This is a genomic window from Pseudarthrobacter sp. NPDC092439 (genome assembly GCF_044754945.1).
Classification (GTDB): Bacteria; Actinomycetota; Actinomycetes; order Actinomycetales; family Micrococcaceae; genus Arthrobacter.
On the sequence record NZ_JBIVQB010000003.1, the window covers coordinates 276,987 to 303,907 of the forward strand.

Below are 26,921 nucleotides of genomic sequence, written 5' to 3' on the forward strand. Positions count from 1 at the left end.
TGCTTTCTGCTGCGGGGGTTCGGAAAAACTAGAGGAGGGTGTCGGACATGATGCGCGCGCCGGGTACCGGGCCGTGGACCGGCAGGGCGGTCAGGCCGAAGCGGCGCAGGTCCGCAGCCAGTCCTTCGGCTGCTATGGAGTCCTCGGCAAGGAGGGCCACCGTGGGGCCGGAGCCGGAAACGATGCCGGCCACCGCTCCGTGGGATTCGCCGATTCCCAGCGTATCCCGCAGGGAAGGCGCCAACTCGATGGCGGCGCGCTGCAGGTCATTGACCAGCACCGTGCCCAGGGCGTCGGCGTCGCCACCGCGCAGGGCCGTGAGGATCCGGGGATCAACCCCTGCAGGTTCGGCGGCCTCCACGCCTTCGGCCGCCCGCATCCGGTCCAGGGTGCGGTACACCTCGGGAGTGGAGAGGCCAAAGTCGGCGGCCACCAGCACCCAGTGTGTCTGCGCTTTCGCCAGGGCCGGGGACAGGTCGTCGCCCAGTCCGAGGCCGACGGCGGTGCCTCCCAGAAGCGAAAAGGGCACGTCCGCGCCAAGCTCGGCTGCGAGGTGGGCCAGCTCTTCGCGGGACAGGCCGCTGTTCCAGAGGGCGTCACAGGCCAGCAGGGTGGCCGCGGCGTCCGCTGACCCGCCGCCCATGCCGCCGGCAACAGGCACCCTCTTGGTGATTTCAAGATGGACTCCGGTGGCGTGCTCGGAAACATCGGCCATGATGGCAGCCGCTTTATAGGCCAGGTTCCGGTTGTCCAGGGGGATGTCCACACCGTCCAGATCCAGCGTGCTTTCTGCGCTGACCGACACCGTGATACCCGGCGTTTCCGTGCTGGTGGCCGCTACTTCCTCATAAAGCGAGACGGCCAGGTAGACGCTGGCAACGGAGTGGTAGCCGTCCGGCCGGAGTGGCCCCACATCCAGGGCGACGTTGACCTTGCCCGGCGCCTTGACCCGGACCGTCCGGGGCGCGAACCGCCCGGGCACGGCGTTCACCGGGCGGCCTCCCTGGCCTCGGCGATCCGCGCAAACGCGGCAATGTCGATGACCTCGCCGCGGGCGGTGGGGTCGACACCGGCAGCCACCAGGCAGCGTTCGGCCTCCGGTGCCCCTCCCGCCCAGCCGGCGAGTGCAGCGCGCAAAGTCTTCCGGCGCTGGGCGAATGCGGCGTCCACCACGGCGAAGACCTGCTCGCGCGTGGCGGTGGTTGCCGGCGGTTCACGGCGCGTGAAGGCCACCAGCCCGGAGTGGATCTTCGGCGCAGGCCAGAAGACGTTCATGCCGATCACTCCGGCCTTGCGCATGTCGCTGTACCAGGCGGCCTTCACCGAGGGAACCCCGTAGGTCTTGGAGCCCGGGCCGGCGGCCAAACGGTCTGCCACCTCGTCCTGCACCATCACCAGGCCGTGCCGAAGGGTCGGGAAGTGCTGCAGCAGGTGCAGCACTACGGGCACGGCAACGTTGTAGGGCAGGTTCGCCACGAGCGCGGTGGGCTCCACAGGCAGTTCGGTGACCTTCATGGCGTCTGCGTGGACCAGGTGGAAGGCATCGACGGCCCCGGGGCGCCAGTGGGCCACGGTTTCCGGAAGCTTGGCGGCCAGCACCGGATCGATTTCGACGGCGACCACGGTGCCGGCCGCGTCCAGGAGCCCCAGCGTCAACGAGCCCAGGCCCGGGCCGACTTCCAGGACCGCCTCGCCGGGTCCGATGTCGGCGGCGGCCACGATCCTGCGGATGGTGTTGCCGTCGATCACGAAGTTCTGGCCCAGGGTCTTGGTGGGCCTGACACCGATTTCCTCCGCCAGCCTGCGGATGTCGGAGGCACCGAAGAGGGGTGCGGGCGCGGCAGGGGTCGGTTCAGTCACGTAGGTATCCTATCCCGGGGCGTGACCGGGCCGCCGTCGTCCTTGACGCCAGTGGCCGGGCCCGGGAGTCCGGGTCCGGCCACGGTGCCCTCAGCCGGGCATGCGGTGCAACGGGTCAGGCCGTGGCGGCCCATCCGCAGCCCCAGGGCTGCAGGCCGCGTTGGGCATAGACGCGGTTGGCGATGTCGATCTGCTGGGCCTTGGTGGCCAGGCTGGCGTTGGGGGCGTAGGCACCGCCGCCGGCGCCGATCCAGGTCTGGATGTCGAACTGCAGCCCGCCGTAGTAGCCGTTTCCGGTGTTGATGCTCCAGTTGCCTCCGGACTCGCACTGGGCAATCGCGTCCCACATGGCTTCATTCATCATGGCCGGAGCCGCTGCACCGGTGTTGCTGGCGGCGGCAGCAGGCTTCGGGGCTTCCTTGGTTCCCACGGTGACCTTGCGGGCCACGGGCTTGGCCAGGACGGTTTCGGCCACCAGGGCGCGGGAAGCTTCGCGGCCGTCCACCAGGACCAGCTTGAACGTCTTCTGCAGCTTGCCGGGGGTGCCCTCGCGGGTCACTTCCTCTTCGCCCTTGGGCAGTTCTGCGCTTCGGGTGGTGAGTGTCTCGAAGGGAACTTCCTCGGTGGCCACCACGGTCTTGCCCTTCTGCACGCGGGAGACCTTGATGACCATGTTGTCCACCACGTGCGCGCTGCCTGGCTGGGAAGAGCGGTCATTGGCACCGAGGCTTACACCCGCTTGATCCAGGACCTCCCGGACGGTAGCTGCAGTGGTGGTGGCCATGTCCACCTTGCCATCGGCAACGATGCTGACTTTCTTGGGCGTCGAGATGGAAACGAAGGACCCTTCCACGGCGAGCCGGGAGTCCTTGGGCACCGAGACCGAGGAGGCGCTGGCCACGCCGAGTTGGGTCACCAGTCCTGCCACGTCCGGCGCGGTGGTGTTAACGGTCTGTTCGGAGCCGTCCAGGCTGACCTGAACTTCCTTGGCCTTGTTGACGTTGATCACGGTCCCGTTGCGGACGGATTCGTCGATGGCCGGGGTCACCCGGTCTTCGGGCGACAGCTCCAGGCTGGCGCTCTTGACTACCTGCCCCACGGTTCCACCGAACGTCTGGACGGAAGAGACTTTGCCATCAACGTTGAGCGTGATGGTTTTGTTATTGCCGACGAAGGCCACCAGGCCTGCCACCAGACCGCACAGCACCAGGAGCTGTGCACCAACCTTCAAGAAGCTGAACTTGCCGTCCGACGAAAAAAACTTGACCACGATTGCCCGTAACTTTTGGTCCATCCGGGCACGGGGATAGCGCATTAAACTCCCGGAAGCACCACTCACGGGGCTGTCCGGGCACCCTTGCGCCGCCACACTCCTGCCCCTCGGACAGGCCGGGCCCAGGCCCGGCACCACACGGTGCAATAAGGAGTGAAATTACCCGCTGGCCTTCCCCGACCCCGGCTAACAGTTATCCACTGTAACCGTAGCGTTATAAACGGACCAACAAATATACATACCGGGTATGCACAAGCGGCGCTCCGCAGCGTTGCCGGTCAGTCCCAGGATCCGTAGGCCCGCAGGGTATTTTCGCTGATTGCCGCACACAGCCCGGCGAGGTCCGAACCTGTCAATTCCGCCATGGTCCGAACGGTGTAGGGGACCATGTAGCTCGCGTTCGGCCGGCCCCGGTGCGGGTGGGGAGTGAGGAACGGTGCATCCGTTTCCACCAGCAGCAGCCCCGGATCCGCCACGGCGAGCGCACCGCGCAGGTTGGCGGCGTTCTTGAAGGTCAGCGTCCCGGCAAAGGACATCCACCAGCCTTCTTCATTGCAGATCCGGGCCAGTTCCTCATCGCCGGAGAAGCAATGGAACACCACGCGCTCGGGTGCCCCTTCCTCGCGGAGGACCTGGACAACCTCGCGGTGCGCGTCGCGGTCGTGGATCTGCAGGGTCAGGCCCAGGCGTTTGGCGATATCGATGTGGCGGCGGAAAGAATAGCGCTGGTGCGCCAGGCCCTCCCCGGACGTGCGGAAGAAGTCGAGCCCGGTTTCCCCGATGGCCCGGATGCGCGGATGCGCTGCGAGCCGTTCGATCTCCGCAAGAGCCTCTTCCAGCCCGCCGCGTTCCGCGTACCGTGGCGCGTCGTTCGGGTGCAGCGCCACGGCACCGAGCAGCCGCGGATCGAGGTCGACGGCGGCAGCGGTGAACCTGGAGGACTCCAGGTCGCAGCCCACCTGTACGGCACCCTGCACCCCTACTGCTGCGGCGGCATCCATCGCGGCGGCAATCCCCACCGGGGCGTTTCCGTCCGGGAAATCCAAATGGGTATGGTTGTCCATCACCGGAACCGGCAGGGGCTCCGGAGCCGGCGGGAAGGGCCGCGCCTTGGCCACCCCGGAGGGGCCCGGACCGGCAGTCTCTTCGGTGCCCGCACCGCGGTAGGCGGCGGGAACAGCGTCATCACACATTCGTCCAGCTTAATGCCGCCGGCGGTCCGCCAGATTTACCGGAACTCACTCCCGGCCGCAGCAGTTGTGTTAGTAGTCTGGAAGATACAGATGCGAGCGCCTACGGCTGGTAACGGCAGGCTTGCTGACCTGTCCAGGTAATACCCGTTGAAAGGTTGCCGATGGAGTCCCACCAACGCACTGCTGACACGCCGGGCTCCGGCAGCCGCCCGGTGGCGGTCCCCGCGGGTGCGGCCGTCCGGCTGAACGGGCACCGGCCGGTCCCGATGGAAGCCGGCCCGTTCCACGATGCCACCCGCCGCATCCTGGACACGGTCAATACGGTCATCGACGGCAAACCCGATGCCGCCCAGCTGGCATTGACGGTGCTGCTGGCCCAGGGCCATCTCCTGGTGGAGGACGTCCCCGGGGTAGGCAAGACCCTGCTCGCCAAAGCGCTGGCACGCACCGTGGACTGCACGGTGAACCGGATCCAGTTCACGCCGGATCTGCTGCCGTCGGACGTCACTGGCGTGTCCGTCTACAACCAGGCATCAAGGAACTTCGAATTCCGGCCGGGCGCGGTCTTTGCCAACATCGTCATCGGGGACGAGATCAACCGGGCGTCGGCCAAGACCCAGTCCGCCCTGCTCGAATGCATGGAGGAACACCAGGTCACGGTGGACGGCACGTCCTACCACCTCGACGAGCCGTTCATGGTGGTGGCCACCCAGAACCCGATCGAGATGGAAGGCACCTATCCCCTGCCGGAGGCCCAGCGGGACCGCTTCATGGCACGTATTTCCATGGGGTACCCGGACCGGGAGGCCGAGATCGACATGCTTGAGACCCACCAGGCGGCGTCGCCCCTGAACAGCGTCACTGCGGTGGTTACCGCTGCGGAGGTGGCCTCGATGATCACCACGGTGCAGCAGGTGTACGTCTCGCAGGCGATCAAGGAGTACACCGTGTCGGTGGGCCGGGCCACCCGGGAGAGCCCGCTCCTGCGCCTGGGCGCAAGCCCCCGTTCCCTGCTGCAGCTGCTCCGGGCGGCGAAGGCCACGGCCGCGCTGGACGGCAGGGACTTTGTGCTTCCGGACGACCTGGGCCAGGTCGCCGAGCCGGTGCTGGCGCACCGCATCATCCTTGACCGGAAGGCAGCGGCAGCCGGCGAAACGCCGCAGAGCGTGGTGCGCGCTATCCTGTCCCGGTTGCCGGTAGCCGCCGGCGCCGCTCCAGCCACCAGGAACCGCTAGGGCCAGCCATGGCGCAGCAGGGCTGGTTGCCCGGACACCTGTTCACCCGGCGCGGCTGGGGCATGCTTGCAGCGGGTGCAGCGTCCCTCGCGGCCGCACACATCATGGGCCGCCGGGATCTGCTGGCGCTGGCCATCCTGCTGATCATGCTGCCCCTGGCTTCGCTGGCCGGCCTCCGCCTGGTCCATCCCCGGTTCCGGGTGGCAAGGACCTTCACCCCCTCCCCGGTGGAGACCTCAGCTCCGGTCCGGGTGCACCTCATGGTGGCCCGGACCGGTCCCGGGACGGGACGCGCCGTGATGGAGGAACGCCTGCCGGCCCGGTTCGGCGAATCCCCGTCCTTTCGTTTTCCCTCGCGGGCGGCCACGGGGGGCGCCAGCCGGTGCGAGTACCGGCTGCGCCCGCCGCAGCGCGGGCAGTTCCTGATCGGCCCGGTCACCGCCGAGTTCACCGACCCCTTCGGCCTCTCCCTGCACAGGCAGGCGATCGACGACGGCGAGACGCTGACCGTGACTCCGGCCGCCGTCGTGCTTCCGCGGACCGTATTGGCAGGAGCGCGGGGCCACGACGGCATCACCGCCACCCGCAGCCGCGCCAACCCCAGCGACGACGACGTCATGACCCGGGAATACCGCCACGGCGATCCCATGCGCCGGGTCCACTGGGCCGCGACGGCGCGCCACGGCGAACTGATGGTGCGGCAGGAGGAATCCGTCACCACTCCCGAGGCCACTGTCCTCCTGGATCTGCGGGCGGCAGCCTTTCCCGGCGGGAACCATGACGAAGGCGTGGAAGCAGGCAGCCCGGCGTTCGAGTGGGCAGTGGTGGCCGCCATGTCCGTCAGCTCCCACCTGGCCGGACGAAGCTACGCGCTCAGGCTGCTGGACCAGCACGGCGCACCGGCGTTCCGGCATTCGCCGTCCGCGCCGGAACCGGAGACAGAGGAATACGCGGGACCGTCCGGACTGCAGTCCATCGCCGAGAGCCTGGCCGCCATTCTGCCCGCCGCCGCGCACCGGGATGGCCGGGCAACCGCGCTGCCGCGGCGTCCCGATCCGGAATCCCAGCCCGCACCGTTCGACGACGGCCTGATGGACAAGCTGTCGGCGCACCGCATGCGGGGTCCGCTCGTTGCAGTATTGGGACGGATCAGCGCCGCGGACGCGCGTGCCCTGGCACCCGCGGCCACATACGCCACCACAGCCATGGCGGTGGTGGTCACGGACGTACCGGCGGAGGCCGCTGAGGCGCTGGAACTCCTGCGCGCCGCCGGCTGGCGTGCCGTGGCGGCGGCGCCAAGGACTTCCGTCGCCGACGCGTGGGGCCGTCTGGACGCCGGCCGGGCAGCCCGGACGGAACCGGGGTCCGATGCGCGCCGGAGAGCCGGAGCCGGGCTATGACCATCGCACCCGCCCGGAACCGCGGGCAGGGAAGGAATCCGGCGGCTGGTTCCGGGAGCGGACCCGGAGCTGCACCCCCCGCTGCCCTGCGGCCCCGCGTGGGAGCGTTTCCCTGGGCGATGGCCGCCGCCGTGGCCGTGGCAGTATGCGGTGCTGCCCTCTCCCTGAACGGTGTACTCCGCGGCTGGGGCTGGTACCTGCCGGCGCTCACCACGGTCCTGGCCGTGTGCTTCACCCTGGCAGCGCTGCGCTCGTTGCGGGCCCAGCCCATCCTTGTCACTGCGGGCGGATTCCTTTCCCTGGGCGCCGTCCTCACGCTCACTTTCTTCCGCCGCAGCAGCATCGCCGGCTTCATCCCGGCAGGGGCCACCCTGGACGAACTGGACCGGCTGCTGCGCCGGGCCAGCGAGACCGTCCTTGCCGAAACCGCCCCCGTGGCCCCGAACCCGGGCATCGTGATGGTGTGCTGCGCCATTTTGGGCCTTGCCGTGATCCTGGTGGACGCCCTCGCAGTTCCCCTGCGCATGCCCGCGGCCACGGGGGTCGGGCTCCTGGCCCTGATGGTGGTGCCGGCGGTGATCAAACCCCAAAGCGTAGGCCCGTGGTCCTTCACAGTGACCGCAGCCGGATACCTGATGATCCTGGCATTCAGCCAGTGGTTCGTCCCGCAACCGCTGGCCGGGGAGGGCATGGCACGCACCCCCGGCCAGGCGCGCCGCGCGGCGCTCACCGGCTCCGCGGCCCTGGCCGCCACGCTGGTGCTTTCTTCCGTGATGCCGGGATTCGACCAGGGCACCTTTCCCCAGGGCTCCCGGCTGAACCCGTGGGGCGCATCCACGGGGCTGAACCCCATGATCACACTGGGAACCAGCCTGCGCACCCCCGAGGGAAGCGGCAGGATCACCTACGCCACCAGTGCCACGGCACCTGTGTACCTGCGCTCGGTCACGGTTGACCATTTCGACGGCGAGTCCTGGGGCCCGGACGACCGCACCGCCTCCCGTGTGCCCCTGTCCGGGCGCATCGACCCTGGCTACGACGTCCTGGCCGGAGAGCAGCAGCGCGTGATTACCGCAGTTGATGCCGGCACTTTCACCAGCCCGTACCTGCCGGCTCCGTACGCACCCGAAGCGGTGCTGGGACTTAGCGGGCGCTGGACCTGGGACCCCGCCACGCTGAGCATCAAAGGGACAGACACCACTTCCCGCCGGCAGGAGTACGTGGTGGTCTCCACCGCTCCGGCCGTCACCGCTGCGCTGCTGGCGGGCTCACCGCGGCGGGTGGAAGGCATCGCGGAGGACTTCATCCGCGTTCCGGGCAACGTCCCGGACATCGTGCGGGCCACTGCCACCGAAGTGGCCGGGCCGGTAGAAAGCCCCTACGAGAAGGCCATGGCGATCCAGCGCTATCTCCGCTCGGCCGCGTTCACCTACTCACTGGAGTCCCCGGTCCAGGGCGGCTACGACGGCAACGGGCTCTCGGTCCTGGCGGATTTCCTGGACCGGAAAAGTGGCTACTGCGTCCACTACGCGTCGGCTATGGCGGTAATGGCCCGGCTGGAAGGCATCCCCAGCCGGATCGCGGTGGGATACGCGCCCGGCAGGCTGACAGGTGCCACCGTCACCGTTGCCGGCCAGGGTGACCTTCCCGAATACGAGGTGGACGCACGCGATGCCCATGCCTGGCCCGAACTGTACTTCCAGGGCCTGGGCTGGGTACCGTTCGAGCCCACGCCCTCGCGCGGAGTTGTCCCGTCCTACGCCACGGGAGCATCGGCCCCGACCGCCCCGGGTAACCTGGACAACGGTCCGGACCTCCTGCCTGGCGCAACGGCCGCACCCACCGCATCGGCCACCGAAACCGCAGAGCCGGTTCCGGAAGTCGATGCAGGCGCCGGCACCTCCGGGCAGCCCGGGCCGGGCCCGTGGCCCGCCGGAGTGGGCGCGGTGCTGGCAATCCTCCTGCTGGCCGCGGCTCCGCGGATGGTCCGGCTGGGCATCCGCGGGCACCGGATCCGCCAGGCGGCTGCAGGCTCGCCCGGGTCCGGCTGGCGGGAACTGGTGGATCTCGGCAGGGACTACGGACTGCCGCCCGAGGCCAGCGAGACGCCGCGGGCATATTCGTCCCGTTTCCGCGGTTCCCTGCTCGCCGGAGCGGACGGCCCGGACCGCCAGGCGTACTCAACCGTCCAGGTTCTCACCGCGGAGTTTGAACGCCACGAGTATGGGCCTCCTGCCGCGCCGGCGGCATCCGGTTCGGTGCAGGCTCCGCAAAAGGCTGTGCCCGAGGACGGCGTGCTTGACGAGGTCACGGGCCACATAGATGCCCTGGCGGCGGCGCTCAGGGCGAACGCCACCCCCGGGCAGCGGCTCCGGGCGGAGTGGCTGCCGCCGTCGGTGACCGCCCGGTTGGGCCGCTGGCTCAGCGCACCGTTCCGGGCGGCCGGACGCGCCGCCGCGTCATTGCTGGGGTTACCGCGCTATCCCGCGTAAGGATCGGCGATGCCGATGTACTGCGTGTACAGGTATTCCTCAATGCCTTCCAGGCCGCCTTCGCGGCCCAGGCCGGACTGCTTGACGCCTCCGAACGGGGCTGCGGCGTTGGAGATCACGCCGGCGTTCAGGCCCAGCATGCCGGTTTCCAGCCGCTCCCCCATGCGGAGGCCCCGGTTCAGGTCCCTGGTGAAGACGTAAGCCACGAGCCCGTACTCGGTGTTGTTGGCCAGGCGGACGGCATCATCTTCGCTCTTGAAGGTGATGATGGGCGCCACGGGACCGAAAATCTCCTCGGACAGGATCCGTGTTCCTTCGCTGACCCCAGAGAGGATGGTGGGCTGGTAGAAGTAGCCCGGGCCTTCCACCGGTCCTCCGCCCAGGACAGCCCTGGCCCCGGACGAGACGGCGTCGGACACCAGCTCGTGCACCTTGTCCCGGCTCTTGGCATCGATCAGCGGGCCAACCTTGGATTCCGGCTCTGTACCGCGGGCAGTGGTCATTTCCTTCATTTTCGCCGCGAACTTCTCGGCGAACTCCGCTGCCACTGACTCGTGCACGATGAACCGGTTCGCAGCCGTGCAGGCCTCGCCCATGTTGCGGAGCTTGGCGAGCATGGCACCGGCCACTGCGGCGTCGAGGTCGGCATCGTCAAACACCAGGAACGGTGCGTTGCCGCCCAGTTCCATGGACGTCCGGAGCACGGTGCCGGAGGCATCGGCCAAGAGGCGCCGCCCCACTTCGGTGGAACCGGTGAAGGACAGCTTCCGGAGGCGGGAATCCCTGATCAGCGGCCCCGTTGTGGCACCGGCGGTGGAGGTGGGGATGACGTTCAGGACGCCCGCAGGCAGGCCGGCCTCCATCATGACGGCGGCGAAGAGCTGCGAGGTCAGCGGTGTGAGGTTGGCGGACTTGAGGACCATGGTGCAGCCTGCCGCGACGGCCGGTGCGATCTTCCGGGTGGCCATGGCCAGCGGGAAATTCCACGGGGTGATGAGCAGGCAGGGTCCCACCGGCTTCTTGGTGACCAGCAGCCGGGACTTGCCATCCGGAGACAGGGAGTAGCGGCCGAAGGCGCGGACGGCTTCTTCTGAGAACCAGCGCAGGAACTCGGCACCGTAAGTGACCTCACCGCGGGCCTCCGCGAGGGGCTTGCCCATTTCCATTGTCATGAGCAGGGCGAAGTCCTCGGCCCGTTCGGTAACCAGCTCAAAGGCCCGGCGCAGGATCTCCCCCCGCTCGCGCGGCGGCACCTTGGCCCACGACTCCTGCGCGGCTGCGGCAGCATCCAGGGCGGCGGCCCCGTCCTCGGCGCCGGCATCGGCAATGCTGAGCAGCACTTTCCCGGTGGCGGGGTCCTCGACATCGAACGTCTTCCCTGACGCCGCGTCGCGCCACTCACCGTTGATCAGGAGGCCGGTAGGGACGGTGGCCAGGAGGCGGCTTTCGCGGTCGGCGGTAACGGCCTGGGATGCGGTGACAGTCACGGTGACTCCCTCGTCAGTATGGTGGCGCCCGCTGTGAAGGAACCGGGACGGTCCGGAGCCGGCGGGCTGATTTACTGCCAGACTACTGCCGCCGCGGAAGCCGGTCTACGCCGCGGCGCACTGCGGACGGTGGCGCCTGCTGTGCAGGTGCACAGTCATCCACTGTGGGCGCCGCCGGCCGCCCGGGTCACCGCGCGGCCAGCACCGCCGCGTACAGCTCCCGCTTGCTGACGCGGGCATCCTCGGCCACCGCAGCCACCGCTTCCTTGAGCCGGATTCCCTGGGCAACCAGTCCGTTGACCGCCGCGACATGGTCTTCGGGCGTGCCCGGCGCCTTGTCCGGCGCGCCGCCGAGGACCACGGCAATCTCGCCGCGCACCTCATTGGTTTCCGCCCACTGCAGCAGATCGGCGAGGGTGCCGCGGAGTACTTCCTCATATGTTTTGGTCAGTTCCCGGCAGACGGCCACGGGCCGCTCGGGGCCGAACCGCTCGCGCAGGGCGCGCAGCATAACTTCGAGCCGGTGCGGCGCCTCAAAAAACACCATGGTGCGCCGCTCGTCCGCCAGGTCCGCCAGGCGGGAAGCGCGCTCCCCCGCCTTCCGGGGCAGGAACCCCTCGAAGCAGAACCGGTCCGTGGGCAATCCGGACAGCGCCAGGGCCGTCAACACGGCGGATGGCCCCGGAACGGCCGTCACCGTCAGTCCCGCCGCGACGGCGCCCTCAACCAGCCGGAAGCCGGGGTCAGAAACGGACGGCATGCCGGCGTCGGTCACCATCACCAGGGTGCTGCCGGAGCGGACCTGTTCCAGCAGTTCGGCCGTCTTCGCTGCCTCGTTGTGTTCGTGGTAGCTGATGACGCGCCCGGCTACGGTGACGCCGAGGCTCTGGACCAGGCGGTGCAGCCTGCGGGTGTCCTCCGCCGCCACGATGTCCGCGGTGCCCAGCAGTTCCACCAGCCTGGCCGACGCATCACCCATGTTTCCGATGGGAGTGGCGGCGAGGACAATGCGCCCCGCGGTGGCCGGACCGGTGACGGGAAGGGGGCTTGGGTTAGGATCCACGCCCACCAGCCTACTGCCGCACGCGGCCTGCAGCGCCAAAAGGTAGCATGGGGCTCGTGACGCAGACCTCGACCCGGCCGGCCGGGGCCGGACAAGACTGGCTGAACCGACCCGACGAGGCCTTCACCCCGGAGGCGCTCCGGGCCCGCCTCCTCGGCACCGTGCGGAGCTGGCGGGACTACCCGCCGTCGTTGCGCCTGTGGTTCTTCCTGGTGCCCCTGCTGGCTGCCGCCGTCGGAGGCATCCTGCGCTTCGTCCGGCTGGGCACTCCAGGCACACTGGTCTTCGACGAAACGTACTACGTCAAGGACGCCTACTCCTACCTGGTCAGCGGGTACGAGCGCAGCTGGCCGGACAAGGCCAATGACGCGTTCAATTCCGGCAACCCCGCCGGCCTCCTGGACTCCCCCGAATACGTGGTCCATCCGCCGGTGGGCAAGTGGATGATCGCTGCGGGGATGTGGGTGTTCGGTCCGGACAATGCGTTCGGCTGGCGGTTTGCCGCCGCCCTGACCGGCACACTGTCCATCCTGCTCCTGTCCCTGGTCGCGCTGAAGCTTTTCGGTTCCCTTCCCTTGGCCGGGGCAGCCGGGCTGCTGCTGGCGGTGGACGGCCACCACCTGGTGATGTCCCGGACGGCGCTGCTGGATATCTTCCTGATGTTCTGGATCCTCGCGGCATTCGGCGCCCTGCTGCTGGACCGCGACCAGGGCAGGCGCCTGCTCGCCTCCAGGCTGGCACGCGCCGCTGCCGGCAACGGTGGCCGTCCGCCCGCCATGGCGCTGGCTGCCGGGCCGTTTACCGGCATCCGTTGGTGGCGCATTGTTGCCGGAATCTGCCTGGGCCTGGCCGTTGGGACCAAGTGGTCCGGCCTCTTCTTCCTTGCCGCCTTTGGCATCATGACGGTGCTGTGGGACCTTAACGCACGGCGGGTGGCGGGAATCCACAGCTGGATCAGCGGGGGCATCATCAAGGACGGCCTCCCCGCGTTCCTCTCCATGGTGCCGGTGGCCGCTGCCGTGTACGCCGCAACCTGGACCGGGTGGTTCCGCTCGACGGACGCCTACTTCCGGCGTTGGGCCGAAGGGAACCCGTCGCCGGAATGGGGCTGGCTCCCCGATTCCCTGCGCTCCCTGGCCCACTACCACCTGGAGGCGTACAACTTCCACCAGGCTCTGGGTTCTGACCACCCTTACGAAGCAAGCCCCTGGAGCTGGCTGGTACTGGGCCGGCCGACGTCGTTCTTCTACGAAGACCCGGCGCGCGGGACCCCCGGCTGCGACGTGGACAAGTGCTCCTCAGCCATCCTGTCGGTGGGAAACCCGCTGATCTGGTGGGCGGCAGCCGTGTCCCTGGTGGTACTGCTCTTCTGGTGGGCCGGTCGGCGCGACTGGCGCGCCGGCGCCATCCTCGCCGGCGTGGGCGCCGGGTACCTGCCGTGGTTCATGTACCCCGAACGCACCATGTTCTACTTCTACTCGGTGGCGTTTGAACCATTCCTGGTCCTTGCGCTCGTTTACTGCCTGGGGCTGGTGCTGGGACGGTCCACGGATCCGTTATGGCGCCGCCGGTCCGGGCTCTACGTCGCCGTCGTGTTCCTTGCGGCGGCCATCCTGCTGTCCGCCTTCTTTTACCCCGTATGGGCCGCAGAGGTAATTCCCTACACGGACTGGAAAGCCCGGATGTGGATGCCGTCCTGGATCTAGGGAAAGATGGCATGAGACCCCCTGAAGGAGCCGCTGCCGCGGCAGCGGAACGGAGACCTGCGTGAGAGAAGCAAGCACTGAACTGCTCGTAGAGCTTGACCCGGACAGCAACGTCACGGATCTGCTCATCGAACAGGAGGCAGCAAACGCCGCGCACCCCCTCTACCGCCGCAACGGGCCCAACGGCTGGATTGATGTTCCGGCCCACAAATTCCGTGAGGAGGTCAGCGCGCTGGCCAAGGGGCTGATTGCGGGCGGGCTAGAAGCCGGGGATGCCGTGGCGGTTATGTCCGGCACGTCGTATGAGTGGACCCTGGTGGATTTCGCCATCTGGTTCGCCGGCGGTGTCACGGTCCCCATCTACGAAACGTCCTCGCCGCATCAGGTGGAATGGATCCTCCGCGACGCCAACGTGCGGCGGGTCTTTGCCGAAGATGCCGCCAAGGCGGAGCTGGTTGCCGGGGTTCTCGCCGGGGCCGAAGGCCTGCAGGACCGGCTCGTCAGCGTGGTGCGCATGGAGCACGACGGCGCTGCCCCCAACCTTGCCAGCCTCGCCGCAGCGGGGGCGGGGGTGAGCGACGCCGAGCTGGAGCGGCACAGAAGCCAGGCGGGCCTGGCCGACGTCGCATCGCTGGTGTACACCTCGGGCACCACCGGCAATCCAAAGGGCTGCGAGATAACGCATGGAAACTTCGCCCTGGTGGCGAAGAACATCGTGGCGTTCCTGCCCGAAATCCTCCAGCAGGACCAGGCGCGGACACTGATGTTCCTCCCCCTGGCGCACGTCCTGGCCCGCGCTGTGCAGGTGGTGTGCCTCACCGCCGGCGCGACCCTGGGCCACACGCCCGGGGCCGCCCGCCTCCTGGAGGATCTCGGCACGTTCCGTCCCACCTTCCTCCTGGTAGTGCCGCGGATCTTCGAAAAAGTGCGGGCAGCCGCCGGACATAAGGCGGCGCTGGCCGGGAAGTCGCGGCTGTTCAGGGCCGCCTCCGCCACAGCGATCGGGTATTCGCAGGAACAGGACCGGAAAAGCCGGGGCGAGGGGAACGGGCCGGGGCTGCTGTGCCGGGCCCGGCATGCAGTATTTGACCGGCTCCTCTATCCCCGCCTGCGCCAGGCCCTGGGCGGCAGCATCCGTTACACGGTGTCCGGGGCGAGCCACTTGGCCGCCGGGGACGCGCACTTCTTCCGCGGCGCCGGCGTCCCCGTCCTGGAAGGCTATGGCCTTACCGAGACCACGGCACCGTGCACGGTGAACACGCCCTCACGCACCCGCGTCGGCTCGGTCGGCATCCCCATTCCGGGCACGACGGTCCGGGTGGCGCCGGACGGCGAGGTCCTGGTCAAGGGCATCGGAGTCTTCCGGGGCTACCACGGCAACCCTGCCGCCAATGCCGAGGCTTTCGTGGACGGCTTCTTCCGCACGGGAGACCTGGGCGAGCTGGACAGCGACGGCTTCCTGACCATCACCGGCCGGAAGAAGGACCTCCTGGTCACAGCCGGCGGCAAGAACGTCGCCCCGGGGCCGCTGGAGGACGCCATCCGGGCCCACCAGCTGGTGGCCCACGCAGTGGTGGCGGGCGATGGCCGGCCCTTCATTTCGGCCCTGGTCACCCTGGACCCGGAGGGCCTGGCCGACTGGCGTTCCGAACGGGGCCTCCCGCCCCTGCCCGTCGCGGACGCCGTGACGGACCCTGAGGTGCGGGCGGCTGTCCAGGAGGCAGTGGACGGGGCCAACCGCCTGGTTTCCAAAGCCGAGTCCGTCCGCAGCTTCGCGATCCTTGATGCGGAATTCACCGAAGAATCCGGCCACTTGACCCCGTCCCTGAAGCTCAAGCGCGCGGACGTGATCCGTGACTTCGCCGCGGAGATCAGGCGGCTTTACGCCTAGGCTTTACCGGCCTTCGGTTCCTTCATGGCCTTAGGCTCCTTGGACTGCTTCGCGGGCTTCGGCCCCTTGTCCGCCCTGGGTTCCTTGTCCGCCTTGGGTTCGCGGGGCGGCAGGCCACGGCGGCGGCGGGTGGGCCAGGTCAGTACCAGGGTCACGAGGGACGCGATCAGCACCAGGGCGGCAATGACGATCCCGGCGTCCACCCAGAACTGGCCCGGGAACAGCCGGATCAGGGTGTCCCCCAGGCTGAAAGTCCAGGTCCCGTCGGCGAAGAAGACCCGGTGGAACTCGGTGAAGAACTGCTGCCAGCCCAGCACGCCCAACGTGCCCAGGCCCAGGATGGTCACCAGGCTGATGATGGAGCCGGCGAAGAGCCCCCGGCGGACGCCGCCGGTGCTGCGCTTCCGCAGGTAGAGGATTGCAATGATGCTCAGCACCACCAGCAGCGCGCCCGCGCCGAACGAGGACAGGATCACCGCCTTGACGTCGGCCATGTGGCTGACTTCGCCGTCTTTGAACAGGCGCTCGCCGCTGCGGTTCACCAGGTCTCCCAGGTAGCGGGGACCTGCCCAGTTGCTCAGGTAGTCGACGGCGTAGGAGCCGTAGGTCATGCGGTCATCGGTGCTGAAGCCATAACCGTCGCCGGGGAATCCGGGGCGGTTGTACTCCACCCAGAGGAACAAGGGGCTGGTGACGGCGCGGACGGCCAGGACCAGGAGGATGACGGGGAAGAACAGTGCCAACAGGACCTGCATCAGCCTCGGAGCGGCCGGCTTGGCGTTGGCGGCACTGTCCCTCTGCGCATAGCGGCGCGCCACCTCGTCCTCGGGCGGGCGGACCTGGAGGGCTGAGGTGGCCAGGGGTTCCTGGAAGACTGCGGTGCTGCCCTGCCCGGGCGCCGCAACAGCGGCCGAAGTGCCGGATGCGGAAGGGCCGACGGCGGCGTCAGCCGCTTTGCGTTCGGCACGGGTTTCCGGCTGGACCGGACCGTCCCCTGCCGCGTCGGGCGCCGAAGCAGCCGCAGCTGTCGGTCCCGGGCCCGCCGCCTGCGCGGCCGCACCCGTTTCCTTGCCTGTTCCGGCCGTGCCCGTTTCCGTGCCGCTCCCGGCAGTGCGGGGCGCTGCCGGCGTCATCCAGGAGAACGCCGGCTCGTCGGAGTCCGCCGAGGTGTCCATAACCGGTTCCGGGGCCGGTCCTGCGCTCTTGTCGCGGGCCGGTTTTTCGTCTTTCACAGCAGCGTCACTTCCGTCGGTTTTGGCGCCGGGCGGTGTTCCGCCGTCGCCCGTTTTCTGTTGACGAGCCTATCGTTCGTCGGCGATGCCCTGCGGCGGACCACCCCGGACCGTTTACAACGATATGGCACCGGCCTGGCGAGGGGCCTCCGGTCAGTTGTCGTATTCGCTCCATGGAATATTCCAGTCGCCGTAACCGTCGTCATGGGCGGCGTAGTCGCCCTTGGTGTTGATGATGTTCACAACGTCCCCCGTGCCCATGTTCTCGAAGACCCAGGCAGCGCCGGCGGGCGCGAAGCCAATGCAGCCGTGCGAGACGTTCTTGTTGCCGATGTAGGGGTAGGCCGATTTGAGGGCCTGGTGGATGTAGGCTCCGCTAAGCGTCAGCCGGATGGTGTATTCCACGTCGACGTTGCCGTAGTAGGCGGGGTCGCCCGGCTTCAGGCCGATGCTCGAGGCACGGAAGTGGTCGTACCGTTTCTTCTCCATGAGCACGCCGTATCCGCGGGCGGAGGGGAACCGCTCGTCGCCCATGCTGACCGGGAGGGTCTTGACCGGCTTGTCGTTGATGCTCAACGTGAAGGTGTGGGCGGCTGCGTCCGCAATGGCCACCTTCTTGTCCCCGATGGCGATGTTGACCTTCTTGTTGAAGTTGGCGATCTGACCGCCGCCCAGGTCAACCCCGAACAGCTTCATGTCCATGGTGATTTTCGAATTCGCCGTCCAGAAGTTCTGCGGCCGGTAGCGGACCATGGTGTCGCTGTGCCAGTGGAAAGCACCTTTCTGGCCGGCGCTGCTGGTGATGCTGATGGCCTTCTCCACAGCGTCCCGGTTGGTAACCGGTTCACTGAAGATGATCTGCAGGGGCTGGCCGACGCCCACCTTCATGCCGTCCAGCGGATAGATCGCCGCGTCCGCCTCATGGGAACTGGAGACGGTGCTGAACGACCGCGTGGTGCTCGTCTCGCGCCCGGCAGTGTCCTTGACCACATAGGTGTAGCTGTAGTCCGTGTTGAATGCCAGCGGAGCAGTGGCCTTCCAACCCGTGGCGGCGGCGTCGATGCTGCCGGGCACCGTTTCACCGGAGGTGCTGGTGAGGCTCACCCGCTCGATGGTGCCGTTGTCCACCCGCAGGGACACCGGAGCGGCAGGGTTCACCTGCTTGGCGCCGTCCGCCGGCCTGGCTTCGGCGGCCATCGGTGGAATCACCGGCGTGGCAATTCCGGGCGAAGTCCGCACGGCCGACACTGACTCGGATTCCAGCGACGGACCGGCCAGCCCGGGCGCCACAGCGGCAAACACGCCGCCTGCGGCGGCAAGGAGGCACACCGCGGCGATGACCAGGATCTTTTTCAGGGTTGCCGTGCGTCGGCCGGGCTGGGACTGCATCTTCTGATCCTAGGCGCTGAAAGTAACAACCCGGGTGCACGTGGCACCCGGGTCACTCACTTCTTAGTAACGATAGTGCTCGGGTTTGTAGGGGCCGGCCACGTCGATGTCCAGGTACTCGGCCTGGTCCTTGCTGAGCTCCGTCAGCTCCACGCCAAGGGCATCGAGGTGCAGCCGGGCCACCTTCTCGTCCAGGACCTTGGGCAGGACATAGACCTCGTGGGCGTACTCGTCCTGGTCCTTCTTGGTCCACAGCTCGATCTGGGCGATGGTCTGGTTGGCGAACGAGTTGCTCATGACGAACGACGGGTGCCCGGTGGCGTTGCCCAGGTTCAGGAGGCGGCCTTCGGACAGGACGATGATGGACCGCTCAGCGTCGCTGCCTTCCTCGAACACCCATTCGTGGACCTGGGGCTTGATTTCCACCTTCCTGATGCCGGGGACCCGGGCCAGGCCGGCCATGTCGATCTCGTTGTCGAAGTGTCCGATGTTGCCCACGATGGCCTTGTTCTTCATCCCGGCCATGTGTTCGGCCATGATGACGTCCTTGTTTCCCGTGGTGGTGATGAAGATGTCGCCCTGGGCCAGGACCGATTCGAGCCGCGCAACCTGATAGCCGTCCATGGCTGCCTGGAGCGCGCAGATGGGGTCGATCTCGGTGACGATGACACGTGAGCCCTGGCCGCGCAGCGCCTCCGCGGCGCCCTTGCCCACGTCGCCGTAACCGCAGACGACGGCGACCTTGCCGCCCATGAGGACGTCGGTGGCACGGTTGATGCCGTCCGGCAGCGAATGGCGGATGCCGTACTTGTTGTCGAACTTGCTTTTGGTGACGGAATCGTTGACGTTGATGGCCGGGAACAGCAGCTTGCCCTGCTCAGCCAGCTGGTAGAGGCGGTGGACGCCCGTGGTGGTCTCCTCGGTGACGCCCTTGATAGTGGAGGCCGTACGGGTCCACTTCTGCGGATCTGCTGCCAGGGATCGGCGGATCACGTCCAGGAAGATGGCGTATTCCTCGGAATCCTCAGGGCCGGCAGCCGGCACGTTTCCTGCCGCTTCGAACTCCACGCCCTTGTGCACCAGCATGGTGGCGTCGCCGCCGTCGTCCAGGATCATGTTCGGTCCCAGTTCGGGGTTGGAGCCGGCGCCGGGCCAGGTGAGGATCTGCTCGGCAGTCCACCAGTACTCCTCCAGCGTCTCGCCCTTCCAGGCGAACACGGGAACGCCCTGCGGGTCCTCGGGCGTGCCCTTGCCCACCACAACGGCCGCGGCGGCCTCGTCCTGGGTGGAGAAGATGTTGCACGAGGCCCAGCGGACCTCGGCACCCAGTGCAGTGAGGGTTTCGATGAGCACGGCGGTCTGCACCGTCATGTGCAGGGAACCGGCAATCCTGGCGCCCTTGAGCGGCTGGGTTGGACCGAACTCTTCGCGCAGCGACATCAGGCCGGGCATCTCGTGCTCCGCCAGGCGGATCTGGTGCCGTCCGGCCTCCGCCAGGGAGATGTCGGCAACTTTGTAATCAAAAGCCATGGGTGGGTCCTTTGTTCGGCCCGGCGGCAGGGTCCGCCCGGGGTTTTGGACGCCGACGGCGGCGCCCGGTTATGTGCGGGTTGTCTGGCTAGGCGGGTCCCGGCGCCGTGCCGGCGGCGGCGTCGTGCTGGTCCGAGCCCGCGGCGCTGGCAGCAGCCATGAGTTCGGGCGGCAGGAGCAGCGGGATTCCGTCCTCGATCGCGTAGCGCGGCTTCCTGCCTGAAGCGTCCGACGCCGTGGCCACCAGTTCCTCGCCCTCCTGGACCAGGGCGGAGCCCGTCACGGGGCATCGCAGGACGGAGATGAGGGCAGGCGTAATCTTTGGCATTTCTTCGTGCTCCCAGACGGGCGCGCAGGCGCCGGTAGCGGACTGGTGTTCAGATTCCAGCCTACCGTCACATGGGCATCAGGAAGGTTCGCGCAGCACCCTCAGGTGGCCGCGCCGGACGCCGTCCTGGGTGGCGGGGGCATCGATGGCCTCCGGGGCTCCCCGCTGCCCCTGGGGCTCCGGGGCGCGGGCCGGGCGGGCCGCGGCTTCCCGCACCGCGTTGGCGAGGGCCAAAAGGTCATCCGGTCCCGGCTGCTGCGGGGTGGTGGGCATTGCCAGGCGCATCACTTCCCAGCCGCGGGGCACGGTCAGCGAATCTGCATGCTGGGCGCACAAATCGTAACAATGCGGTTCAGCGTAGGTGGCCAACGGCCCCAGGACGGCGGTGGAGTCTGCGTAGACATACGTCAGGGTGGCTACCGCTGACTGGCGGCAGGCAGATCTTGAACACTGACGGATAGCTCCCACGACATCCCAGCGTACTGCCTGCGCGTGACAAAGCCCTGCATTGCCCTCGGAAACGGCCCGGTGTGGCTGCCGCCCGGTATATCGCGCATTGCTGCGGCCGGGTTTACAGTCAATGTATGCAGTCATCGAACCATGAATCACGCTTTACGGTCCGGTTGGCTGACCCGGATGCCGGCACGGATCCGGGAACTGCCGGCCAGGTCCGCAGCTTTGCCCGGCGGAGGCGCAACCGCCACGGCCGCGGCCTGCGCGGCGAAATCATGCTTCCCACCCACCCGGGCTACCGCACGCGGTCCGACCGGTTCGACGACCTGGTCCTCGATTCGGCGCAGCGTCTCCACGACATCTGGGGCCGCACGCTGGACGGCGTCCGGTTTGGAGTGGACGAAATCCCGCCGGACCTGGAACGACTTGCGGCGGACTCGGCCACGGCACCGATGGGCGCATACACGCCCGCGTCAGGCGGCGAAGGGCCCATGATCACGGTCTACCGCCGGGTGGTGGAGCAGGCATGTTCCAGCCTGGAGGAACTCCAGGACCTGGTGCACGACGTTGTGGTCGAATACACCGCCGAGATGCTCGGCGTCGCCCCCGAGACCCTGGACCCGGTATACCGGCGCCGCTACTGAACTGCGCACCTACTGAACTTCGGGCACTACTGAACTGCGGGCACTAACTGAACTGCGGGCCCACAAAAAATCCGCCGCTGCCGGCATCACTCAGTAGCCAACTCTCACCGGCACCGTCTCCTGGCCCGCCGCGGCTGGCAACAGGCCCAGAGCAGAAATGTCGTTTCGTCCGTCCGCGCCATAGATCACAACGGATCCGTAGGCGGCATCGCCGGAGGCGGATACCACGTAGCCCACCACGCCTGAGCCGGCCACCTTCTCCGCCACGGTAACGGCCGCCGTCGTGCCGCCGGCAATGTCAGCCGATTCGGGTGCGTGTACCTTGCCGTCCGCCGTGATGGCGGCGTACGTAATGGTGGCCCGGGTGTCCAGCACCCCAAACACCAGTCGGCGGGTACCGCCAGGCGGAACAGGGACCACGTGCTGGCTCCCGAGCCGCAGCCCGGAAGGGGCCCATGCCATATCCGAGGCAGTGCCTGCTTTCAGCCCGCGCCCCATGCGGGCCGTGGCGACGAAGGACACGTCAGAGGACGCCGAAACGGTGTATTGGCCGGCGGGGACGCCTGCGAGCGAGACTTCCGTGACTGCTCCTGCTTTGGCCGTAACCACTCCGCCCGCGGGCAGGGTCTTCTCCCCGTCCCGCCCCAGCAGTTTGACCTCCACTACGGCGTCGGACGGGCCGGGGACGGTCAACTGGAGCACCGGACCCGCATCTTCGTAGCCGGTGTTCTCCAGGAGTGATTCAATCCCGGCAGGGTCCTGGATGTCCACGCCGGGCATGACCTGCCGCACCGCGGGCGCCGCACCCGGCGCTATGAAGTCGAGTCCGCCCGGTGTGAGTCCGCGCAGGGTGCTCTGCTGGATCACGGCTGCAACCGGGCCGCCCGTGCTGCGCACATGCACGGCAAGTTGCGCTTCGGCGGGCGCCAGGCCGGCAAGGACCACAGAGCGCGTGGTCTTGGGTGCCACCAGCAGGCCGCGGCTGCCCGGCGCCTGGATACGGCCTGCTTTGCCAAAGAGTTCCAGGCTGACCGTTGCCGGCGTGGAGGAAGCGTTGGTCAGGACCAGCACGGAGGTCCTGCCCACGGTAGTGCTGGCCCCTGCAAGCCATTGGTCGTTCGATGGCCGCAGGCAGTTCGCGGCAGCGGAGCCCTGAAGGTCACCGTCCGTAGCGGAAAACTTCATCGCTCCGGCCGCCGACGCCTGTTGGTTGGCCAGCGGATCAGCGGTCAGGACGCTTGGGCCGGTGACCGGACGGGCTGCCACCACGCCGGCCAGGAGATTCTGGGCCCGTTGCTCCGCCGCCGCTTTGTCCCCGGCCTTGGCCAGTTCCACGGTGGTCCTGCCGTCCAGCCCTGCCAGGCGGCTGGGCGGCAGTACACCGGCAGCGCTCAGCACCGCGCCCGTCACGGAGGTGGCGGCGGTTGCTGATTCCGGACTGAACTGGGGGTCCGTGCCGGCTTGGGTCCCTTCGAGCAGGCGCGCCGGACCCGCGCATACCCCCTGGCTTGCTCCGGCCGGAACGGCTGCTGCAGCGGGGGGAACGGTTCGGCTGGATTCCACCGGCGGAAGGGCCGATCCCGCAACGACCACGGCCCCGGCGCCGGCCAGCACCAGCAGGGCCGAGGCCACGCTTCCGACGACGGCTTTCCGCGCCCGCTTTTCGCCCCCCGACTGCTTTGCGCCGGGTGTCGGAAGGTTCCCCCGGGACGTATCGTCGCCGGCTGCAGGTTTGTGCTCCGCTGCCGCCGGGGATCCGGTGTGCTCATGCATTCTGGTGTTCCTTACGCAGGGAGCCCTCATCACGTGACAGACCGGTCCGGACGCGGCGGGCAGGCATGGGAATGGCCAGCAGCACCGTCAGGCCGATGACAACGGCCTGGCCTACGGCGGACCACGCCGCCCAGGGGTTCTGGTAGCGGATGGTGAGCTGGCCGCCGGACGGCGGCAGCGTGAATGCCTGGGACCAGCCCGACGTCGTGGCGGTCAGCTTTCGCCCGTCCAGCCAGGCACTCCATCCCGGGTCGGCCCGTTCGGCCAGTACCACCAGGCGTCCTTCCGGCCCTGTCTCCACCGGAGCGTCCACGCTCTGCGGGGCGGACGGCACCAGGGCGATGACGGCGCCTTCAGCATCCACGATCCGTACCCTGTGGGTGATGTCCGCTGGCTGCAGGGCCGGCTGGTTCAGGGGCGTGACCCGCCACAGCCAACCCACGTCCGTCTGGCCCACAGCTGCCAGGCCCGGTACCGCATCCAGCCGGCTGGCCGTCAGCTGAGCGGCGGTGTCCGCGGACCGCAGCACCACGAAACCGGCGCCCAGCTGTTCCAGGTCTTCGCGTGGATCCACGCCCTGCCCTGCCACGAGGGTGGCCACCACGCGGCGGAGGGCGGCAGTGGCGGCGTCGTCTTCGCGGACCGCTTCCGTGCCCGGGGCGCCCATGATGTTCCGGGCTGCGGCGATGGTGGAGAGGCTGTCAAGGCTGGTTCCGGCGCCATTGACCAGGCTGGCCTCGAACCCGCCGTCCTGCCGGGTGCTGATGAGCAGTGTCCGGGTCTGTTCCGGCCCGGTGCCCCTGTCGATGGCCGTAGCGGGCAGCGTCCGGGTGCCGGTGGCTTCCACCAGCGGGGCGGCGCCCAACGGTCCCGGGCCTGTATCAGTCCGCGCGGCGCCCGCCTGCTGGACGGCAGTCTCAGTTGCCGCCTCCGGATCCTGCAGCGCCGCGGCACTGGGCGGACGCAGCAGGCTTTGGGCGGACCATGCCGCCATGCCGGCCAGCGGGCCGGCCACGAGGACCAGCGTGGCCAGCGCCACGGCGGACCTGGCGGCGAGCCGGCGACGGCCCGGCTGGTCAAGGCGATGGGCGCGGGCCAGCAGGTATTCCGCACCGATCAGGGCAGCGCCCAGCAGCGCCAACGTGGTGGCCGAAACGGCCGGGCCGCTGAACGGCGAAACCAGGGCGTCAGCGTTGAGCCCCGTGGCAACGTGGCCGGCCAGCCATCCGCCGGCCAGGAATATAATCCCTGCAACCCACAGAGCGCGGGCCAGGAGCGCCCGCCGGCCGGGAACGAAAAGGCCGGCCATAGCTAAGGCCAGTACGGGCAGTCCCACCAGGAGCGCCAGAATGAGCGCCCAGGGCGGACCGCCCGGCGGGAACAGGGAAAGTCCACGCAGCCCGCCTGCGGAATCGAACGCCAGCGGCTGTCCCAGCACTTGCTGCCAGAGCGGCGCCGCGGCGAAGTCAAGGGGCAGGCCGGGGTCGGCCAGGAGGGCGCGCGGCCGGTCAAGCACGGACAGCCCGAACGGAATGAACAGTGCAGCGGCGGGCAGCAGGGCCCACCACAGCGTCCGGCCGCGCCGGCGCAGCACCATGCTGCACAGGGCAATGACCGCCGCGGAGGGCAGAAGCAGCGACGGCGCCGACGCGGTAATCACGGCGAGGACCAGACCGGCGGCGGCCGCGGCCGTCCAGGACGGCGTGCCGTTGACCCCCGGTTTGACCGGAGGCGGCTCGGCCGCGGGCAGCGCGAACCGGCCGTGCCCTGCGACTGATCCGGTGGCCCGGAGGAGCGCCAGGACAAGCAGCGGCAGCAGGATGTGGACAATCAGGGCTCCTGCACGCCCTTGGTTCAGGGCCGCCTGCAGCGCCGGAGCGGCTGCCCAGCAAAGCGCAGCAATCAGGCGAAGCCGGCGTCGGTCGGTAAGGGAGCCCGCGGCAAACCATGCCGTCAAAGCGGACAACGGCGTGCCCAGGAGCAGCAGCCATACGATGGCCGCGTTGGCGTTACCGCCGCCCAGCACTCCCAGGAGCCAGAGCACGTAACCGAACGGGTCTCCGTGGCCAGGTAGCCCGGCCCCCGCCGGGATCCACCAACTCGAGGCGTGCTGCCAAATCTCCCCCAGGCCTGCCGAGACAGGAGTCAGGGCGCCGCCGGAGGCAGCTTCGGCGCGGAAAAGGCCGCCCAGCGCAAGCACGGAGGCCACCGTCCCGATCCCGGCTGCTGCGACGGCCCCGTTTCCCACCCAGCCGCGCCTGGTGGTGGCGAGTGCTGCGAAGTCGTCCGCGGAGTCCCCGCTGGGCTGGAGAGCCAAGGGGTCCTGTTCAAGATCGTCGCCGGCAGTATCCGAGCCGAAGGCTTCCATCAGGGAGCGCCTGTGGCTCCAGACCTCGCGGCGGGGCGTCTGGAGTTTGCGGATCACGGAGCGCCGGATCCGCCGCGTCCTGCGTGCGGCGGCACGTGCCCTGGCGATGGCCCGGGGCCGGCCCAGTGCAGCCCAGGTGGCGAGCATCTGGGCAAATCCGTGCCCGGGATCCTTGACCAGCACGCCGAAGACCAGACGGACCAGACTGCCGACGAAGGCGCCGGCGGCGTGCACCGGAACCATCCAGAGGGGCGCATGCTTGAGCCTCAGGTGGATCTGGGCCTTCCTGGCGGCCGCCGGACTGCCCAGGCCGTGAGGCCGGTGCGCCACGTGGTACATCCGGGCGCTGGGCACCACCACCACGCGGTGTCCTGCGAGGCGGTTGCGCCAGCAGAAGTCCACGTCGTCGCCGCTGCCGGGCAGTGCGGGGTCGAACCCTCCCAGCTGCTCCCAGACGTCACGGCGGACCAGCATGCCCGCGGAGTTCACCGCAAAGGTGTCGCTCCGGCCGTCATACTGGCCCTGGTCCATTTCCTCGGCATCGATGAGCGTCAGCCGTTCCGCCCAGCGGCTGGTGGAGAGCCCGACGTCGATCAGGCGCCGCTCCATGTGCCAGTCCAGCTGCTTGCAGCCGGCAACCGTGACCGAAGGCGCGCGTTCGACGGCGCCCAGCAGTTCCGCGAGGGCGTCAGGATGTGGCGCCGCGTCGTCGTGGAGCAGCCAGATCCATTCGGTGCGTCCCGCAGCGGAGCCGGACCACGGAGCGGAGGCCGAGAGCCCGGCGGAAACCGCCGCCCCCATGCCTCCCTTTGCACGTGAAGTGCTGATGACATTGGGCCGACCGAGCGACTGTTCCAGGAGGACCAGCGAATCATCCGAGGACGCGGCATCAACGCCGACGGCGCGGTCCGCCGGACGCGTCTGGTCCGCCAGGGCCGCCAGGGTTCTGGGGAGATAGTCACTGCCGTTGTGTGCGACCACCACGGCGGTGACGTGTACTTCCTGGTGAATTAGAGTGCTCGCTTCCTCAGCCGCCGGCGTTCACGCTCGGACAGGCCTCCCCAAATACCGAACCGCTCGTCGTTTGCCAGTGCGTATTCCAGGCACTGCGAGCGGACGTTGCATGCGCCGCAGACCTTCTTGGCGTCACGGGTGGAACCTCCCTTTTCGGGAAAGAACGCCTCCGGATCCGTCTGGGCGCACAGCGCGTCCGTCTGCCAGCCAAGTTCGCCTTCATCGTCGAAGTCCTGCTGAAGCGGCAGACCGATCCACACGGGCTGGCCTGCGCCTGCGGCAAGCTCCATGGGCGGATCCAGATTCTCCTCCGGCTCGTCGCCCCCGTCCAGGAAAGCCTCGTGGGCGGCCAGGAACGCGGTGGCCTGGTCCTCCAGGGCCCCTTCCACGTTCTTGTTGAACCGCTCGGCAGCGAGGGGGTCGGCGGGGTCGATATACCAATCCCCCGGCACCCCCCGTGCACGGTATTTCGCGGTGGCCTGACCGGCTACTGCGGCATCTTCCTGGATAAGCTCTGCCTGCCCCATGTGGCGACCCTCCTGTGTTGCGGCGCCTGCCCTTCTGCGTGGACACTCGGTTGTGTGCCGGCA

Annotated in this window: 20 protein-coding genes; 6 read left to right on the forward strand and 14 right to left on the reverse strand. The window is 68.6% G+C overall.

Translation table 11 applies throughout. The annotated features are described in order from the left end of the window. Positions 1-28: 28 nt before the first annotated feature. The 4 genes from ACIQCM_RS09350 to ACIQCM_RS09365 form a co-directional block, all read right to left on the reverse strand. Positions 29-991 (reverse strand): 4-(cytidine 5'-diphospho)-2-C-methyl-D-erythritol kinase, encoded by a 963-nt coding sequence (locus ACIQCM_RS09350; protein WP_400605906.1) that lies wholly within the window; start codon positions 989-991, stop codon positions 29-31. Then, on the reverse strand, positions 988-1,860 hold the full coding sequence (gene rsmA, locus ACIQCM_RS09355) for a 16S rRNA (adenine(1518)-N(6)/adenine(1519)-N(6))-dimethyltransferase RsmA (protein WP_400605903.1): 873 nt from the start codon (positions 1,858-1,860) through the stop codon (positions 988-990). Before rsmA ends, ACIQCM_RS09350 begins: the two co-directional genes overlap by 4 nt. A gap of 115 nt (positions 1,861-1,975) precedes the next feature. Beyond that, the gene (locus tag ACIQCM_RS09360; protein ID WP_400633671.1) at positions 1,976-3,154 is read right to left on the reverse strand and encodes a transglycosylase family protein; all 1,179 of its coding nucleotides are present in this window, start codon (positions 3,152-3,154) and stop codon (positions 1,976-1,978) included. A 257-nt stretch (positions 3,155-3,411) separates the two neighbouring features. Continuing rightward, on the reverse strand, positions 3,412-4,326 hold the full coding sequence (locus ACIQCM_RS09365) for a TatD family hydrolase (protein WP_400605898.1): 915 nt from the start codon (positions 4,324-4,326) through the stop codon (positions 3,412-3,414). Between the two features lie 161 nt (positions 4,327-4,487). Here ACIQCM_RS09365 and ACIQCM_RS09370 point away from each other — a divergent pair, with 161 nt between their 5' ends. From ACIQCM_RS09370 to ACIQCM_RS09380, 3 genes are read left to right on the forward strand one after another with little or no spacing between them, the layout of a single operon-like run. Then, positions 4,488-5,561, forward strand: coding sequence for an AAA family ATPase (locus ACIQCM_RS09370; RefSeq protein WP_400605897.1), 1,074 nt, complete (start codon positions 4,488-4,490; stop codon positions 5,559-5,561). Between the two features lie 8 nt (positions 5,562-5,569). Beyond that, entirely contained in the window at positions 5,570-6,961 is a 1,392-nt protein-coding gene (locus tag ACIQCM_RS09375; RefSeq protein ID WP_400605896.1) for a DUF58 domain-containing protein, read from the forward strand. Then, positions 6,958-9,453: a DUF3488 and DUF4129 domain-containing transglutaminase family protein gene (locus tag ACIQCM_RS09380; protein WP_400605894.1), complete on the forward strand. Its 2,496-nt coding sequence runs from the start codon at positions 6,958-6,960 to the stop codon at positions 9,451-9,453. Before ACIQCM_RS09375 ends, ACIQCM_RS09380 begins: the two co-directional genes overlap by 4 nt. Here the strand turns inward: ACIQCM_RS09380 and ACIQCM_RS09385 are convergent. Together ACIQCM_RS09385 and rsmI are read right to left on the reverse strand one after the other, a co-directional pair. Beyond that, entirely contained in the window at positions 9,441-10,940 is a 1,500-nt protein-coding gene (locus tag ACIQCM_RS09385; RefSeq protein ID WP_400605892.1) for an NAD-dependent succinate-semialdehyde dehydrogenase, read from the reverse strand. The two genes, ACIQCM_RS09380 and ACIQCM_RS09385, sit on opposite strands and share 13 nt — an antisense overlap. A gap of 187 nt (positions 10,941-11,127) precedes the next feature. Next, on the reverse strand, positions 11,128-12,003 hold the full coding sequence (rsmI, locus tag ACIQCM_RS09390) for a 16S rRNA (cytidine(1402)-2'-O)-methyltransferase (RefSeq protein WP_400605890.1): 876 nt from the start codon (positions 12,001-12,003) through the stop codon (positions 11,128-11,130). Between the two features lie 47 nt (positions 12,004-12,050). Here rsmI and ACIQCM_RS09395 point away from each other — a divergent pair, with 47 nt between their 5' ends. Together ACIQCM_RS09395 and ACIQCM_RS09400 are read left to right on the forward strand one after the other, a co-directional pair. Continuing rightward, positions 12,051-13,709, forward strand: a complete 1,659-nt coding sequence (locus ACIQCM_RS09395) for a dolichyl-phosphate-mannose--protein mannosyltransferase (RefSeq protein WP_400605888.1) — start codon at positions 12,051-12,053, stop codon at positions 13,707-13,709. Between the two features lie 61 nt (positions 13,710-13,770). Next, positions 13,771-15,600, forward strand: a complete 1,830-nt coding sequence (locus tag ACIQCM_RS09400; protein ID WP_400605886.1) for an AMP-dependent synthetase/ligase — start codon at positions 13,771-13,773, stop codon at positions 15,598-15,600. Here the strand turns inward: ACIQCM_RS09400 and ACIQCM_RS09405 are convergent. The 5 genes from ACIQCM_RS09405 to ACIQCM_RS09425 form a co-directional block, all read right to left on the reverse strand. Further along, the gene (locus ACIQCM_RS09405) at positions 15,597-16,832 is read right to left on the reverse strand and encodes a TIGR01906 family membrane protein (protein ID WP_400605884.1); all 1,236 of its coding nucleotides are present in this window, start codon (positions 16,830-16,832) and stop codon (positions 15,597-15,599) included. The genes ACIQCM_RS09400 and ACIQCM_RS09405 overlap by 4 nt on opposite strands. Before the next feature lie 153 nt (positions 16,833-16,985). Next, positions 16,986-18,221: an Ig-like domain-containing protein gene (locus ACIQCM_RS09410; RefSeq protein ID WP_400605882.1), complete on the reverse strand. Its 1,236-nt coding sequence runs from the start codon at positions 18,219-18,221 to the stop codon at positions 16,986-16,988. A 63-nt stretch (positions 18,222-18,284) separates the two neighbouring features. Further along, positions 18,285-19,751, reverse strand: coding sequence for an adenosylhomocysteinase (gene ahcY / locus ACIQCM_RS09415; protein WP_400605880.1), 1,467 nt, complete (start codon positions 19,749-19,751; stop codon positions 18,285-18,287). Between the two features lie 88 nt (positions 19,752-19,839). After that, entirely contained in the window at positions 19,840-20,079 is a 240-nt protein-coding gene (locus ACIQCM_RS09420; RefSeq protein ID WP_400605878.1) for a Trm112 family protein, read from the reverse strand. Positions 20,080-20,157: 78 nt separating this feature from the next. Then, positions 20,158-20,547, reverse strand: a complete 390-nt coding sequence (locus ACIQCM_RS09425) for a DUF3499 domain-containing protein (protein WP_400605877.1) — start codon at positions 20,545-20,547, stop codon at positions 20,158-20,160. A gap of 116 nt (positions 20,548-20,663) precedes the next feature. Between ACIQCM_RS09425 and ACIQCM_RS09430 the strand changes: the two genes are divergently transcribed. Beyond that, positions 20,664-21,176: a metallopeptidase family protein gene (locus ACIQCM_RS09430; protein WP_400605875.1), complete on the forward strand. Its 513-nt coding sequence runs from the start codon at positions 20,664-20,666 to the stop codon at positions 21,174-21,176. 90 nt (positions 21,177-21,266) lie between these two features. Here the strand turns inward: ACIQCM_RS09430 and ACIQCM_RS09435 are convergent, their stop codons facing one another. Genes ACIQCM_RS09435 through ACIQCM_RS09445 form a run of 3 tightly spaced genes read right to left on the reverse strand, consistent with a single transcriptional unit; the run spans position 21,267 to position 26,858 of the window. After that, positions 21,267-22,949, reverse strand: a complete 1,683-nt coding sequence (locus tag ACIQCM_RS09435) for a DUF5719 family protein (protein WP_400605873.1) — start codon at positions 22,947-22,949, stop codon at positions 21,267-21,269. Beyond that, positions 22,942-26,298, reverse strand: a complete 3,357-nt coding sequence (locus ACIQCM_RS09440) for a glycosyltransferase (protein WP_400606410.1) — start codon at positions 26,296-26,298, stop codon at positions 22,942-22,944. Before ACIQCM_RS09440 ends, ACIQCM_RS09435 begins: the two co-directional genes overlap by 8 nt. 29 nt (positions 26,299-26,327) lie before the next feature. Continuing rightward, positions 26,328-26,858, reverse strand: a complete 531-nt coding sequence (locus ACIQCM_RS09445; protein WP_400605871.1) for a WhiB family transcriptional regulator — start codon at positions 26,856-26,858, stop codon at positions 26,328-26,330. Positions 26,859-26,921: the final 63 nt, after the last annotated feature.

Bases quoted from the DNA above. Each gene is read 5' to 3' on its own strand.
- ACIQCM_RS09360 (WP_400633671.1), bottom strand. From the start codon at position 3,154: ATGGACCAAAAGTTACGGGCAATCGTGGTCAAGTTTTTTTCGTCGGAC.
- ACIQCM_RS09365 (WP_400605898.1), bottom strand. From the start codon at position 4,326: ATGTGTGATGACGCTGTTCCCGCCGCCTACCGCGGTGCGGGCACCGAA.
- ACIQCM_RS09370 (WP_400605897.1), top strand. From the start codon at position 4,488: ATGGAGTCCCACCAACGCACTGCTGACACGCCGGGCTCCGGCAGCCGC.
- ACIQCM_RS09375 (WP_400605896.1), top strand. From the start codon at position 5,570: ATGGCGCAGCAGGGCTGGTTGCCCGGACACCTGTTCACCCGGCGCGGC.
- ACIQCM_RS09380 (WP_400605894.1), top strand. From the start codon at position 6,958: ATGACCATCGCACCCGCCCGGAACCGCGGGCAGGGAAGGAATCCGGCG.
- ACIQCM_RS09395 (WP_400605888.1), top strand. From the start codon at position 12,051: ATGGGGCTCGTGACGCAGACCTCGACCCGGCCGGCCGGGGCCGGACAA.
- ACIQCM_RS09410 (WP_400605882.1), bottom strand. From the start codon at position 18,221: ATGCAGTCCCAGCCCGGCCGACGCACGGCAACCCTGAAAAAGATCCTG.
- ahcY (WP_400605880.1), bottom strand. From the start codon at position 19,751: ATGGCTTTTGATTACAAAGTTGCCGACATCTCCCTGGCGGAGGCCGGA.
- ACIQCM_RS09420 (WP_400605878.1), bottom strand. From the start codon at position 20,079: ATGCCAAAGATTACGCCTGCCCTCATCTCCGTCCTGCGATGCCCCGTG.
- ACIQCM_RS09430 (WP_400605875.1), top strand. From the start codon at position 20,664: ATGCAGTCATCGAACCATGAATCACGCTTTACGGTCCGGTTGGCTGAC.
- ACIQCM_RS09435 (WP_400605873.1), bottom strand. From the start codon at position 22,949: ATGCATGAGCACACCGGATCCCCGGCGGCAGCGGAGCACAAACCTGCA.
- ACIQCM_RS09445 (WP_400605871.1), bottom strand. From the start codon at position 26,858: ATGGGGCAGGCAGAGCTTATCCAGGAAGATGCCGCAGTAGCCGGTCAG.